The sequence below is a fragment of the Maledivibacter halophilus genome, assembly GCF_900167445.1.
In the GTDB taxonomy this organism is placed as follows: Bacteria; Bacillota; Clostridia; order Peptostreptococcales; family Caminicellaceae; genus Maledivibacter; species Maledivibacter halophilus.
The window spans coordinates 502,480-516,152 of record NZ_FUZT01000001.1 but is presented as its reverse complement, the minus strand read 5'-3'; the positions used below and the strand labels follow the sequence as shown (position 1 = coordinate 516,152).

General features: G+C 33.3%; 13 protein-coding genes and 1 riboswitch. All 13 genes read right to left on the bottom strand.

Annotation, left to right across the window (positions count from 1 at the left end; translation table 11 throughout):
* Nucleotides 1–1,821 carry an ASKHA domain-containing protein gene (locus B5X81_RS02370; protein WP_079489074.1) on the bottom strand — a complete coding sequence of 607 codons (1,821 nt, stop codon included), beginning with the start codon at nucleotides 1,819–1,821 and terminating at the stop codon, nucleotides 1–3.
* Between the two features lie 109 nt (nucleotides 1,822–1,930).
* A complete protein-coding gene (locus B5X81_RS02365) occupies nucleotides 1,931–2,968 on the bottom strand; it encodes a uroporphyrinogen decarboxylase family protein (RefSeq protein WP_079489072.1) in 1,038 nt (345 codons plus the stop codon).
* A gap of 62 nt (nucleotides 2,969–3,030) precedes the next feature.
* Nucleotides 3,031–3,669 (bottom strand): corrinoid protein, encoded by a 639-nt coding sequence (locus B5X81_RS02360; RefSeq protein WP_079489071.1) that lies wholly within the window; start codon nucleotides 3,667–3,669, stop codon nucleotides 3,031–3,033.
* Nucleotides 3,670–4,129: 460 nt separating this feature from the next.
* Complete coding sequence (locus B5X81_RS02355; RefSeq protein WP_079489069.1) at nucleotides 4,130–5,521, bottom strand: sigma-54 interaction domain-containing protein; 1,392 nt, start codon at nucleotides 5,519–5,521, stop codon at nucleotides 4,130–4,132.
* Nucleotides 5,522–5,631: 110 nt separating this feature from the next.
* Nucleotides 5,632–7,164 carry a BCCT family transporter gene (locus B5X81_RS02350; RefSeq protein ID WP_079489068.1) on the bottom strand — a complete coding sequence of 511 codons (1,533 nt, stop codon included), beginning with the start codon at nucleotides 7,162–7,164 and terminating at the stop codon, nucleotides 5,632–5,634.
* Nucleotides 7,165–7,479: 315 nt separating this feature from the next.
* Nucleotides 7,480–7,719, bottom strand: coding sequence for a ubiquitin family protein (locus B5X81_RS02345; RefSeq protein WP_079489066.1), 240 nt, complete (start codon nucleotides 7,717–7,719; stop codon nucleotides 7,480–7,482).
* Nucleotides 7,720–7,755: 36 nt separating this feature from the next.
* The gene (locus tag B5X81_RS02340; protein WP_079489065.1) at nucleotides 7,756–9,675 is read right to left on the bottom strand and encodes an aldehyde ferredoxin oxidoreductase family protein; all 1,920 of its coding nucleotides are present in this window, start codon (nucleotides 9,673–9,675) and stop codon (nucleotides 7,756–7,758) included.
* Nucleotides 9,676–9,698: 23 nt separating this feature from the next.
* The gene (locus tag B5X81_RS02335; protein WP_079489063.1) at nucleotides 9,699–10,082 is read right to left on the bottom strand and encodes a 4Fe-4S binding protein; all 384 of its coding nucleotides are present in this window, start codon (nucleotides 10,080–10,082) and stop codon (nucleotides 9,699–9,701) included.
* Between the two features lie 101 nt (nucleotides 10,083–10,183).
* Nucleotides 10,184–10,295, bottom strand: a riboswitch (molybdenum cofactor riboswitch).
* 57 nt (nucleotides 10,296–10,352) lie between these two features.
* Complete coding sequence (locus B5X81_RS02330; protein ID WP_079489062.1) at nucleotides 10,353–11,495, bottom strand: NAD(P)/FAD-dependent oxidoreductase; 1,143 nt, start codon at nucleotides 11,493–11,495, stop codon at nucleotides 10,353–10,355.
* On the bottom strand, nucleotides 11,488–11,766 hold the full coding sequence (locus B5X81_RS02325) for a (2Fe-2S)-binding protein (RefSeq protein WP_079489060.1): 279 nt from the start codon (nucleotides 11,764–11,766) through the stop codon (nucleotides 11,488–11,490). Before B5X81_RS02325 ends, B5X81_RS02330 begins: the two co-directional genes overlap by 8 nt.
* Nucleotide 11,767: 1 nt before the next feature.
* The gene (locus B5X81_RS02320) at nucleotides 11,768–12,259 is read right to left on the bottom strand and encodes a 4Fe-4S dicluster domain-containing protein (RefSeq protein ID WP_079489059.1); all 492 of its coding nucleotides are present in this window, start codon (nucleotides 12,257–12,259) and stop codon (nucleotides 11,768–11,770) included.
* A gap of 12 nt (nucleotides 12,260–12,271) precedes the next feature.
* Complete coding sequence (locus B5X81_RS02315; RefSeq protein ID WP_079489057.1) at nucleotides 12,272–13,345, bottom strand: NAD(P)/FAD-dependent oxidoreductase; 1,074 nt, start codon at nucleotides 13,343–13,345, stop codon at nucleotides 12,272–12,274.
* Nucleotides 13,342–13,653: a (2Fe-2S)-binding protein gene (locus tag B5X81_RS02310; protein ID WP_079489056.1), complete on the bottom strand. Its 312-nt coding sequence runs from the start codon at nucleotides 13,651–13,653 to the stop codon at nucleotides 13,342–13,344. The genes B5X81_RS02315 and B5X81_RS02310 overlap by 4 nt, the downstream gene beginning before the upstream one ends.
* Nucleotides 13,654–13,673 lie beyond the last annotated feature (20 nt).

The window sequence follows — 13,673 nt, the reverse complement described above, 5'->3', positions numbered from 1 at the left end:
TTATTTAAAATACATGCCACTGACAAACTCATCTTGAAAATCAGGATGAGTTGATATTTCAATATGCTTAGTAGCTAATGAATATTCCCTTCTACTAATATCTAATATCTCTTTATTACATAAAGCTAATTTGGCTCCTTCACCAGCAGCATTTCCTAAAGAAATTATCTTATCCAACTCAACATTAGGAAAAACACCTATTCTTCTGGCACTTTCTTTATTTATATAGTTTCCAAAGGCTCCTGCCAATAATATTCTATCTATATTTTGAAATTTTACTTCAGCCACTTTAAGTAGAATATTGATTCCCGCCTTAATTGCTCCTTTAGCAAGTTGAAGTTCTCTGACATCTTTTTGGGTTATTGTAATTATTTGTCTGTTGTAAGTCTCATTATCATATGCAATTATAACTTCTTTCTTCCTTCCATTTTTGATTATTCTTTTGGATAATTTTTCATTATTTAAAACATGGGGTTCCACTATTTTCCCATCTTCAGTTATAATTCCTATACGTATAAATTCGCTTATTATATCTATTAATCCAGATCCACAAATTCCTTTAGCTGGCTGATTGTCTATAGTTGTATAATGCATATCATCTTCAATTATGACACTATTAATTGCACCACTAAAGGCCTGCATACCATTCTTTATCTTTGCACCTTCAAAGGCAGGTCCTGCAGCTGTTGAACATGCATATCTTCCTTTAGGAGTTGATAATACTATCTCTCCATTTGTTCCTAAGTCTATTATTAAGCTATTATCTACATCATGGGTTAAATCTGCTGATATAATAGCTCCAACTGTATCTGAACCTACAAATCCTCCTATATTAGACAAAAATACTATTTTACCATGACTATTTATACTATTTATTCCTATTCTACTTGCTTTTTCAATTACTACATCCTTTATTACAGGGTTAAAGGGCATGGCCGAGAGACTTTTAGGATTTAACCCTATAAACAAATGATTCATCGTTGTATTTCCCACTAATACACATTGATATATATGTCTTTTATCAATATTGGCCTTTACACTCAGCTCTTTTATTAATTCATCTATCCCTTTTTTTACTTTTTTACTTAATACCTCTACTCCTTCTTCATTTTCTAAACAATAATTTATTCTAGAAATTACATCTGCTCCATAAACTGCCTGGGGATTTTGTGTAGATGACACTTTAATTTGCTTACCATTATTTAAGTCCATTAAATAACATGCAACAGTTGTTGTACCTATATCTATGGCCACACCATAATTTTTGTCCCTTGTATCTTCGTATTCCATATCAATAAGCTCATTATCATATAATGTGATTGTTACATTTTTTGAATAATCTATATCCTTAGATATTTTCCTTAGCATATCTAAATCAATATGAACATCTTTTAAGCTATTATTTATACATTCTACTACTGAATTGTTATTTTCAAGGGTTGGCTTATGAATCTTTATATATTTTTTAATAACCTTGTTATTAACTTTATATTCCTTTAAGGTTTCAAGACTGCTCTTAGAATCATTTCTTAATTTTCCTTCCAGAAGATATACATCTGCATATCCTGTTATAAAAGTCCTACAGGCTAATCTAATATCATTCTCTAATTCATCTTCAGTTAAAAAATTTTTCTCTTCATTAGTTATATCATTCACACTGCCTTTTACTCTAATCTTGCACTTTCCACAAGTCCCCTTTCCCCCACAAGGCGAGTATATAATAATCTCTTCCTTCGCAAGTAAATCCAGCAAGCTGTCTTTAGAGTTAGCCACATTAATAGTCTTATTAATTTCAGGAAGATGTATCTTTTTTTCATTCAACTTTCGTTACCTCCTCTGCCTTCTAACAAAATACTGCTGATAATAAAATATATAGAAAGTCCGATAAATTACTGGACTTTCTATTTTAAATATAAACAATTATAAAGCTTTAATATTTGCCGTATTCTCTTGCAGCTTCAGCTATAACTCCTACTTTTCTAATATCTGCATTAACTGGAAATTCACATCCGGTAGACAAAACAAATCCTCCACCTTTTTTATATTGTTCTATCTGCTTACGGCACTCTTCTCTTATTTCATCTTCAGAAGCACTAACCAACCAAGGTGGGTCAATATGTCCTATTAGAACAGTTTTCTTTCCATATTTTTCTTTCAATTCTGTCGTAGATGAGCAATCGTCAGGCAAATGTAAAAATGAAACAGCTTCTGGATTCATCATATCAATCTGAACATCTAAATAATTGCCATGACCACAATTATGAATCATAAACATACAACCCTTATCATGTACATGCTTAGCTAGTTTTTTTACATATACACCTTCAAATTTTTTCCACATTCTTTTACTCATTATAGATTTTGAAGCATAAAGAGTATCTATCATAATAGCATGAACCCCTGTTTCAATTAATGCATCACAATATTCTATCAAAGTATTATTAATAGCTTCTAAAGCTGTATGTACTTCTTCTCCATTTGTTATAAGCTCCATAAATAAATCCTCTTGCCCTCTTAACATACCGAGAATTCCCAGGGGACCAAATATAAAAGCTGCAATAGGGGTCTCATTTCCCTTGGCCTTTACTATCTTCCTACATGTATCTATATGCATTTTCATTCGTGGCGTTTCTCTTGGATTAATTGGCCTAATTTTACTATACTCACTTGGACTTTTAATAAATCTGTCATCATGGACTGGATGAGCTGCCTCATTTTCAGGAAAAATTAGTTTTGCTCCAAAATCTGCAGCTTCAACAGAAAGGTCTATAAGTGTGGCAATCATATCCAGACCAAATTCTTCAGTGGCTTTAATAAATGCCTTAGCACAAACATCTGCATCGGTGGACCATGTCTTATAATCTGCACCTATCAGCTCTCTAGATATTCCAGCCACTAATGGGTAAACAGGAACTCTATCAGGCTCTTCAAATTGAAGTACTTTCGTAACACGTTCCAATGAATTCATAAGCTTATCCTCCCAATGATACTGTATGTAAATAAAATAATTACAATAAACTTTCCTTTAACTTAGCTGGCCCTTATCAATTGATTGGCTAAATCAACAGCAGCAGAAGCGTCTTCAGAATAATAGGCTCCTATTTCATCTGCATATTTGCCAGTAACCGGAGCTCCACCAATCATTACTTTTACTTTTTCATATAGACCATTCTCCTTTAATGCTTCTACTGTATCCTTCATAGCCACCATTGTTGTTGTAAGCATAGCTGACATTCCTACTAGATCAGGCTTATGTTTTTTTACTTCTTCAACAATAGATTCTGGATCAATGTCTACTCCAAGATCAATAATTTCATATCCTGCACCTTCCATCAACATTGAAACAAGTTTTTTTCCTATGTCATGAAGATCTCCCTTAACTGTTGCAAATAAACATTTTCCAGCACTTTGTACTTCTCCATCCTTTAAAAGAGGCTTTATTAATTCCATTCCTGCACTCATAGCCTTTGCAGCAACCAATACTTCTGGTACGAATAGCTCCCCTTCCTTAAATAAAATTCCTACTTCATTCATTCCTGGAAGCAATCCGTTACTTATTATTTCTTTTGGCTCACAGCCTTCATCTAAGGCTTTTTGTGTTAACTCCTTCACCTTGCTTACCATACCATTTTCAATACTTTCAGCCATTTGTTCATATAATATACTCATTCATTTTTCCCCCTAATTATGAATTTTCTTTAATTTCATCCCATCCTATAGCTAATTTCAATGAAATCTTTTTAAATAAAGTAAATTAATTTTTCTTGGATTTTAATTTGCCTACTCATACTCTTTCAATCGCTTTTAATATATTTCTATTTCCTTATCCCTCCCCCTTTGCAATAATCTTATTTATATAAATATGTAATAAAGCACCTGCCAAAAAGCCAATGAACCCTATCTGTTTTCTCATGCCTTAATATTTAAAATATTAGTTTTTTTCCAATCATATCGTTATTAGTCCTCGCATAAATTCAAATTATATATTTTCCTCAATTAATATGATATACATTTTCTTTTTCTAAATCTTGCAACTTTATTATTTTTTTTGTAATTTTTTTGGATTCTTCAGAATTTTCTTATTAAAACTTACTTTTTTTGTAATATTATTAAGTAAATATTAATTTGATTAAAAAGATCTATACCTAGAAACCATTATTCCATATTTTACCATTCTGTAATATAAGCTTTGTCTACTCATATTAAGCTGTCTTGCAGCTCTAGAAATATTGCCACTTGCTTCTTCTAATGCAATAATAACTTTATTTTTTTCAATCTTATTAATTTCCTCTTGTAATGATATAACCTTGGATTTAGCGTTTAAATCCTTTTTCTGAGATGTTTTTATAGATGTACTTCTAAAGTATTCTGGTAAGTGCTCTAATAATATTTCTGGTTCGCTATCTTTAATAAAGGTAAGAGAACTTTCAATAATATATTCTAATTGACGAACATTTCCAGGCCAACTATATTTATTAAATAGCTCTAAAACAGCTGGGGATATTCTTTTTCTCTTTTTTCCCAATTTAGAACAAATTTTTTTAATGAAATAATTTGTAAGAATTGATAAATCATCTTTTCGTTCAATAAGTGGCGGAATTCTAATACAAACTACCCCAATCCTATAAAATAAATCATTTAAAAGATACTTTTTCCTTATTGCCTCAAAGGGTTCTATATTTATTGCACTTATTATTCTAGTGTTTACAGTTATATTATCACTGCCTCCTAATCTTCTTACATTTCCCTCTTGAATTACTCTTAGTAATTTAGCTTGAAGATATAAAGGCATAGAATTGATCTCATCTAAAAAAATGGTTCCATCTGAGGCTAATTCAAAGAGTCCAGGACGATCTACTGCTCCAGTATAAGCTCCTTTAATCGTTCCAAAAAATATTGCTTCTAAAAGAGTATCTGGAACTGCTGCACAGTTTATACCTACAAATCGATTTTTCCCTCTTTTGCTTGCATTATGAATACTTTGTGCAAACAATTCTTTTCCTGTGCCTGTATCTCCATATATAAGTATTGGTGATGAAGAAAGAGCTGCTCTTTGTGCTAATACCTTTACATCATTTAACTGTTTATTTTCCCCAATAATATCTTCAAACCTATACTTTGCATTTTGATAAGGTATTATATTATCTTCATAGTTATTTGGTTTCTTATTTTTATTCTTTATTTCCAAGGGTTTAAAAAAAGCAATATTTCTTAAATATACCACATTTAACTCATGCACTCCATCCTTTAATATTTCTCTTTTAACTTCAAAACTTTTAGGTAAGCTCCCTTTTTTTTCCAAAGTTATTATTCCATTGTTTTCATTTTCATTTGAAATACAAGGAATATAAATCTTTATATCTTCACCTAATATATCATTTCCTGATTTAGATAAAATTTGTGAAGCATATCTGTTACACCATAGAATAGAACCTGATTTTTTATATATTATTACTGCATCTGATACTCCTTCTAAAAGTTGTTTGTATAAGGATATAGACTCAATTGATTTAAAATCCATTTAGCTCCCCCTTATTTAACATAAATTATTAATTTTACAAAATTACAACAACATATAGAATAATTAACATTTACAATATTCTTCATATTTCTGAAAATACCTGCATTAAACTATTTATTTAATACTTCCTTTGAAGAAGCCATCTTTAATAATGATATAATTACAAATATTGAAAATATAAAGATTGGCAAAGCATATACTATACTCATTGATTGCAATGCCTGAGTTCCAACTTCACCACTGACTAGAAGACAAAGTACTGTAACTGCACCTATCATCAAACCCCAAAATAGTTTTATTGATTCCGGTGCTTCCTTTACAGTTGTATTTTTTGTAGTTATTGCTGAGATAGTAGATGTCATGGCGTCTGCCAAGGTTATAAATGAAAAGCCTAAAACAATAACCCCTAGTGGAATGGTTATATATGACATTGGAAGGTTGTGCAACAATGCATACATGGAAACTTCCAAACCCCGCTGATTAATAATATTCATAATTCCTGCATTTTTAAAATGATCGTAATAAATAGCCGAACCACCAAATCCAGTAAACCACATAAATATAAATGTCCCTGGAATAAATATATTTACAAGTATTAATTGTCTAATAGTTCTTCCGATAGCTATTCTAGCTAAGAACATTCCTACTAAAGGAGCACAGGCCATCCACCACGCCCAGAAAAATATTGTCCAAGTTCCACTCCAACCATCACCTGTATTAAAAGCATCTATATTTAGAGCAGTAGGTACAAAATTTTTAATAAGGGATCCCATTGCTTCTACTCCTATATTAAGTAAAAATCTAGTAGGTCCAAAAGAAAAAAGAAATATTACTAAGAATACATAAATATAGGAATTGATACTGCTAATGATTTTCATTCCTTTTTGCAATCCTCTATAACTAGAAAAAGTATAACTTACGGTTAATATAGTAATTATTAGTACATAAATAGTATCATTGGGTATTAAATTAAATAAAAACCCTAATCCTGAAGCGAACTGCATAGTACCAAATCCCAGAGAAGTAATAACTCCACCAATAAGGGCCAATACAGAAATGGCATCTACCAATTTACCTGGGAACGTATAAATTTTTTCTCCCATTAAGGGATAGAGGGCTGAACTAGGTCTAAAGGGTAATCCCATATTATATGAGGCATAGCCTACTGCCACACCAAAAATTGCAAATAATGAATAGGGAACATATGACCAGTGAAATATAGCCATTTGCAATCCTCTTATGGCGCTTTCAGGGCTTTCTGGAGCAGCACCTGCTAAAATTGGTGGTATATAATAGTGGGTTAAAGGCTCTGCCACTGCCCAAAATACCATGGCTACACCAATTCCTCCACAAACCGACATAGCACACCATGGCCAAAAACCTACTTCAGTCTCAGACTCTTCTCCCCCAATTTTAATCTTTCCAAAAGCTGAGAAAGAAAGAGCTAATGTAAAAACAAAAATTATAAAGGCCAGTAGTAAATACATCCAACCAAAATTATTAATTGTAAATTCTAATGATGAACTTGCCCAGTTTGCAAAACTTTCTGTTGAAATCATACCAATAGTTAATGTCAATCCCATCAAAATTGCAGGTGGAAAAAATACACCTTTTTCAATTTCAAAATCTTTAAATATTTTCATTTAATCTCTCCTTCGATATTAAACTCAATATATTTATTTGAATTTTCTAATAATTAAAGCAAATTCTGTGCCACTGTTATATCAATGATATACACGAATTACGAAGCTTTTATAATTCATAGTTGTATATAAAGTGCAAACTATTTTTGCTTTTCTTATCTATTTCTATTTGCACATGTAAAATTATTCTACAATTATTCTTATTTTCAATTAAGCAATTTCCTCAAGTATTTAAAAAAGAGGGTTAGCACTTAATAATCTCCCTCTTTTTCAAATGGCCACATTTCAACAATTTACTTAAATCTCCATATTGATTTATCCTCCAGCAACAGGCCCCATAATAGTTATCTCTACTTCTTCTTTATCAATTAATTTATTCTTATCATCTATTTTCTTCCCATCTATTAATATAATTGAAGCAACAAATGGACTGATTCCAGCTTTGTAAAGTAAGCTTTTAATAGTTATAGGCCCAGGGGTTTCAATAAATATGTTTTCAGCTTTATCTGGATAAATTAATCTAAGGCTTCCCGATAGTCTTAAATTTATTTTCATTAAAAAACACTCCATCTTAAGGAAAATATAATAATATTAGCAACATTCTCCACCACTTGTTGCATACATTGCTTCTGCCACATCCTCCAACCCCAATTCTATTAACTTCTCTTTAGTTGGCAACCCATTTTTATCCCATCCACGTGCCTTATAGTATTCGTCCAGCATAGATTCAATTTCCTCAAATGTAATATAATGTCCTTCATTGGGGCCATCTGGAATGGGTTCTTCATAGAATCGTGCAGGTGGATAATCGTAATTTCGTCCATATCCTTCTATTTCTCTTATATTGAAACATCTATTTAAGTTCCAAACCTTTTCAGAAACCTTTATAACATCTTCCCATTTTATTTTTTTACCTGTTATTGTATAATAAAAATCTTCATAATAATCTACCTCAAAACCCAATTCCATATACTGTAGTCTACAAGTTCCCAATAAATCAAAGGCAGGTCTTAAATGTTGACTGTCAATTACCATTCCTGAAACACCTTTTCTCCTAGCTTTAGGAAGTTTATCAGCTTTAGCCCCTCCTGTAATTAAATCATGCACACTACCAGCATCAGCAGAGCCAGCTACATCATTTCCAAGGACCCAGCATCTCCCATGATGGGCTCCTATATCTGCAGTCATATAACCCAGCATCATCCCTGGAGCATTACGGCTTTCATAACCGGTCCATTCTACACCCTTAACATGAATAGCAAATTTTTCAGATCCCTTGCCAATTTTTTCAGAAGCTACTTTTACACCTTCTGCTAATAAATCTCCTATACCTTTCCTTTTACCTATTAAATCCAATAGATATATTATTGAATCCAAATCATCAAACTTTACATCCCTGCCTATATCTTCTTTTGTAAGTATACCTTTTTCATAGCATTCTATAGCCCATGATACTGCTACACCAGCTGAGATCGTATCTACACCCCATTCATCACATATGTAATTTAGATATCCGACTTCTGCAATATCTCCTATACCACAATTGCTTCCTAAAAGAGCTATTGATTCATATTCTGGTCCTTCTACATAGGCTGAACCAGATTTAGTTTTTGCATAGCCATACTTCCCGCAGGGGGTAGGACAAGCATAACAGCCTTTGTCAGTAATTTTTAAATGATCCAAAATAGCCTGACCATTAATATTTTTATAATTTTCAAAATAGGATGTTTGGAAATTCCGAGTAGGACATGCACCTACTTCATTACACCAGTCAGTTATACCTGCCGTACCTTGGGGAGTCCAGCCTTTAAACCCAGGCTTCTTTTTCACTTCTTCATATACATATTTACCCTTTTTCAGCATAGCTTCAGGATCATAAACTGGAATACTACCTGTGCCTTTGATTGTTATAGCTTTAATGTTTTTAGATCCCAAAACAGCCCCTACTCCTGTTCTCCCTGCCTGACGACCAAAATCATGGGATATACAGGCAAAGCTTGATAATTTTTCTCCTGCAGGTCCTATTGCTGCAATTTGAAACTCCTCTCCCAAATCTTCCTTGAATTTCTTTTCAACAGTAAGGGCTCCCATCCCCCAATACTTATCTGCCGGTCGAATTTCCACTTTTTCATCTTCTATATATAAATAACTTGGCTTTTTGGCCTTACCAGTCATAATTAACAAATCATATCCTGCATATTTGAAGGCAACACCAAAATGCCCTCCCATATTACTGTCTCCATATCCACCGGAAGCAGGAGATTTAAATCCAAAATGGGTTTTACCTGTTGCTGGAAAAAAAAGCCCATTAAAAGGTCCCATGGCCATAACAAATAAATTTTCAGGATCTAAGGGTTTTGTATTCACAGGTAATTCATCATACATTATTTTTGAAGTAAATCCCCTACCTCCAATAAACTCATCAATTAATTTCTGATCAAGCTCCTCTTTTTTTATTTCACCAGTACTTAAATTAATTCTTAAAACTCTATTATTAAACCCGTATTTCATAGGGTATACACCTCCTAATTTAATTATTTTTCAAAGGACAGCACACCTCTGGGACAAAGGCTTACACACTCACCGCAATTAGTACATTTAAATGGTACATCCACATCTTTATGTGTCATCATAACTCCAGTAGGACATGCTTCAACACAATTCATACAATTGATACATTCATCTTCATTTATTAGATAAACACCATCTTCCAGATAAATAGCATCTACTGGGCATGCCTCAGCACATGCTCCACATTGATTACAAACTTCAACATTGTATTTTCCTGGGCTTGGAAAAAACCCCTTTACGTTAAGTGCTGCCTTACAAGGATTTATATCTTTAAAATTTTTTAAGGCACAAACTAATTTGCAAGCTCCACATCCAGAACACGTTGAAGCATCAACTTTTAATTTCATAATTTCTCAGCTCCTTTTATAGATAAACAAAATATAAATTGTTTATCTTAGATTTTAGAATAAAAATAAAAGTTCATAAGCATATATATGGTTTTAACTACCATAAAAACTTATGAACTCCTTTGCAAACAGCAGGCATGGAAATTACTCTCCATACCCTATCGTCTCCAAAAACCCACCATGGGCTCTTGAAGATCGGAGTAGTAAATATCTAAATTTCATACAATTTCATTTCTATTAAACATAGTCATTGTCCTATATATTTAAACCCTATACAACTCCTGTTTCAACAATTAACTCGCCTTTAGCAAATCTCTCAACGCTTAATTTTTCAATAGGAAGGGATGTTTCTTCCCCTGCCATCAATTCAGCAACAAGTTTACCTATCATTGGAGATAGCATAAAACCTTTTCCACATCCTAAAGCTAAATAATATCCATCTATTTCAGGAATAGATCCCAAAATCGGTTGTCCATCCGGTGATATCCCATAATGACCTGCCCACTGTCTAACAATTCTTAAATCTTTCATACAAGGAAATTGGAAAACAGCTCTTCTTGCCATTTCTTCTAGGAATCTCCACTCATGTTTGTAATTTATTCCCTTTGGTTCATCGGGATCTCCATAACCTAGTAAAAATCCACCATGGGGCACTTGATTAATATAAGAATCATGATGAAATGACATTACCATAGGTCCAACCATATGTTCCATTGGCTCTGTAATCATAAGCTGGTGTCTCTCTGGTTCTACCGGATGAGATAAGCCTAACATTTTACCAATAAATTTCGCATAGGGACCAGCAGCATTGACAACTGTATTTGTTTCTATTTCACCTTTATCAGTAACAACTGAAGTTATCTTTCTTCCCTTTGTTTTTATTCCTGTAACAGTTGTATATTTATTAATTTCAACTCCTAGATCTTCTGCACCTTTTGCAAAGGCAAAGGTAGTTTTGAAAGGATTAATATGTCCATCTTCCTGACAGAAAAATGCTGCTTCCATGCCTTCAGTATTTACATATGGTACGAGTTCCTTGGCTTCTTCGGTAGAAATCATTTTAGCTGGAATACCTAAACGATGCTGGACCTCCAAATTTTTCTCAAGCCTTACAGCTTGTTTTTTATCATATGTTGTTAGCAGATATCCACTTTGTCTAAATTCAATATCACCATAACCCGTCTCTTCTCCCAAAGTTTTAAACATTTCAGCGCTTCCTCTAGAAATCAAACAATTCATTTCAGTTCCCCACTGCTGTCTAATACCAGCACCACACCTACCTGTAGAACCACTGGTTAAATATCTTTTCTCTAATAACACAATATTTTTGAAACCTTTTTTTGCTAATTGGTAAGCCACTGAACAGCCTATTGACCCACCACCAATAACAACAACATCAGCCTTCTTACGCATCTTCTTCACCACCTACTATAGGACCAAGCTTAATGGGTTTAACGGGAGCACGATATGTTGGCATGTCAACTTCAGTTATATCAATGTTCTTATATTTTGCTATTTCTTTAGCTATAAGCTCCCTACAGGTTCTTCCCTGACATGGGCCCATTGTACATCTTGATTCTCTTTTTATTTCCTGCATAGATGTAATTCCTTGATCTAGCAGCTTATGTAAATCTTCAACTGTAAGATTCTCACAGCGACAAAGATATGTTTTCTTTTCGCTCATACTACTCCCTCCCTACTTGAATATTTCTGACATCCAACATAAATTTTTTAGGTACAGCAATTGTAATGACATTTGTATTATCAAGTTTTTTATTGTTTTGCACCTTTATTACTTTAACCTCAGTTACTATATTCCCTTCTCTATCTAATCCATTGACTGTTTCACCAGTTTTAGGCAATGGTAAAAATTCATATGGTATTTTTATTAATACCTCAGTATCAGAATATGTTTCATCAATAACAAAGCAAGCTAATCCTGGACATGCACTTACACATAACCCACAACCCGAGCATTTTTCATGATGAACTTTTGGAATATGATTAATATCTTCAAAAGCTTCAACAGCACCTACTCTACATGAAGTAAAGCATGGATTACAAGGAATTTCCTGAAAACATTCAAATATAGCATAAGGTCCTTTTTTTCTTCTTTCAGCTGATGGCAATAACTTTTCTATCATTTTATTTGAAGCTATACCAGTTTTTTTAAACATATATCTCACCACCTATCCTACTAATAGTTTTAATCCCGTTCTAATTTTTTCTCCTACAATACCAGAGCGTAATATTTCAAGCTCCTGAATATACTGCATTTTTTGCTTTTCTATATTTTCACCATATCCTAATGCCTCACAAGCAGAAAGCCCAGCAATTGAACCTTCAATCATAGCACTACTAGCTTCTTCTATTCCTGAAGCATCTCCAGCCACATAATAACCTGATACAGTTGTTTCTAAGTTCTCATTACGTACTGGTACAAAACCTCCAAGATGGGGCACATATCTCATTTCACATTCAACATGTCTAAGTAATTCAACCAATGGTGATAATCCAACAGAAAGACATATTAAATCCACATCCATTTTCTTTTCTGTTTTAGGTATTTGTTTCCAGTTTTCATCCAACTCACAAATTACTGCTCCCTCAACAAAGTTTTCACCTATAGCTTCTTTAATTGTATGGGAAGTTAAAATCGGAACACCTAATCTTCTTACCTTGGAAGCATGAACAAGATATGCTCCTATTTGTGGTGCTGCATCTATAATAGCTTCCACTTTCACTCCCGCCTGCATCAATTGATAGGATACAATAACTCCAATATTACCGGCTCCAACCATTAAAACTTTATTACCAGGAACAACTCCATACTGATTCATAAGTGTTTGTACAGCACCTGCACCGTATACCCCGGGTAAATCATTGTTTGGAAATGGAAGCATTTTTTCACTTGCTCCTGTGGCTATAATGGTTTTTTCACTTGTAAGTCTATTATAGGTCTTTCCTTCTTCAAAGGTAATAACACCATCATGATAAATTGCCAATACTGTTGCATCTGATCTAACATCTATAAGTTTATTCTTTTTAATTTCTTCTTTTAAAAGGGTAGAAATATTAATTCCCCTAGTCCCTGCATATTCCTTTTCCGATCCAAAAAAACGATGGGTTTGCTTTACCAGCTGCCCTCCTAATTTTTTCTCTCTGTCAAACACTGTTACTCTCGCACCATTTCTTGCTGCTGCAAGGGCTGCACACATTCCTGCAGGACCTCCACCAATTACTGCTATTTCTGTATGCATCATTTGACTTCACCACCTTTAAAAATTCCTTTTCCGTCCTGGGTTTTTACAATCATGCCTTCCTTTAGTTCTTCAACGCATACCCTAACATTTGGTTCTCCATTAACTTCCATTAGACATGAAGAACAATTTCCTATTGCACAAAATAATCCCCTAGGGCGATCATCATGCTTTAAAACTTTTATTCCGTTTGCATGAAGAGCTGCAGCAATGGTCTCTCCTTCATATCCCTTTAATTTTTTTCCGTCAAATATAAAGTTAATCTCTTTTTGGCGATCAAATGTAAGGACTGGGTGATTTTCAATTCTCAACTTAATCCCTCCTCTGTCTT

Excerpts from the sequence above, each read along its gene's own strand:
- B5X81_RS02365 (WP_079489072.1), bottom strand. The coding sequence starts at position 2,968 with ATGAATTCATTGGAACGTGTTACGAAAGTACTTCAATTTGAAGAGCCT.
- B5X81_RS02360 (WP_079489071.1), bottom strand. The coding sequence starts at position 3,669 with ATGAGTATATTATATGAACAAATGGCTGAAAGTATTGAAAATGGTATG.
- B5X81_RS02355 (WP_079489069.1), bottom strand. The coding sequence starts at position 5,521 with ATGGATTTTAAATCAATTGAGTCTATATCCTTATACAAACAACTTTTA.
- B5X81_RS02350 (WP_079489068.1), bottom strand. The coding sequence starts at position 7,164 with ATGAAAATATTTAAAGATTTTGAAATTGAAAAAGGTGTATTTTTTCCA.
- B5X81_RS02345 (WP_079489066.1), bottom strand. The coding sequence starts at position 7,719 with ATGAAAATAAATTTAAGACTATCGGGAAGCCTTAGATTAATTTATCCA.
- B5X81_RS02340 (WP_079489065.1), bottom strand. The coding sequence starts at position 9,675 with ATGAAATACGGGTTTAATAATAGAGTTTTAAGAATTAATTTAAGTACT.
- B5X81_RS02335 (WP_079489063.1), bottom strand. The coding sequence starts at position 10,082 with ATGAAATTAAAAGTTGATGCTTCAACGTGTTCTGGATGTGGAGCTTGC.
- B5X81_RS02330 (WP_079489062.1), bottom strand. The coding sequence starts at position 11,495 with ATGCGTAAGAAGGCTGATGTTGTTGTTATTGGTGGTGGGTCAATAGGC.
- B5X81_RS02325 (WP_079489060.1), bottom strand. The coding sequence starts at position 11,766 with ATGAGCGAAAAGAAAACATATCTTTGTCGCTGTGAGAATCTTACAGTT.
- B5X81_RS02320 (WP_079489059.1), bottom strand. The coding sequence starts at position 12,259 with ATGTTTAAAAAAACTGGTATAGCTTCAAATAAAATGATAGAAAAGTTA.
- B5X81_RS02315 (WP_079489057.1), bottom strand. The coding sequence starts at position 13,345 with ATGATGCATACAGAAATAGCAGTAATTGGTGGAGGTCCTGCAGGAATG.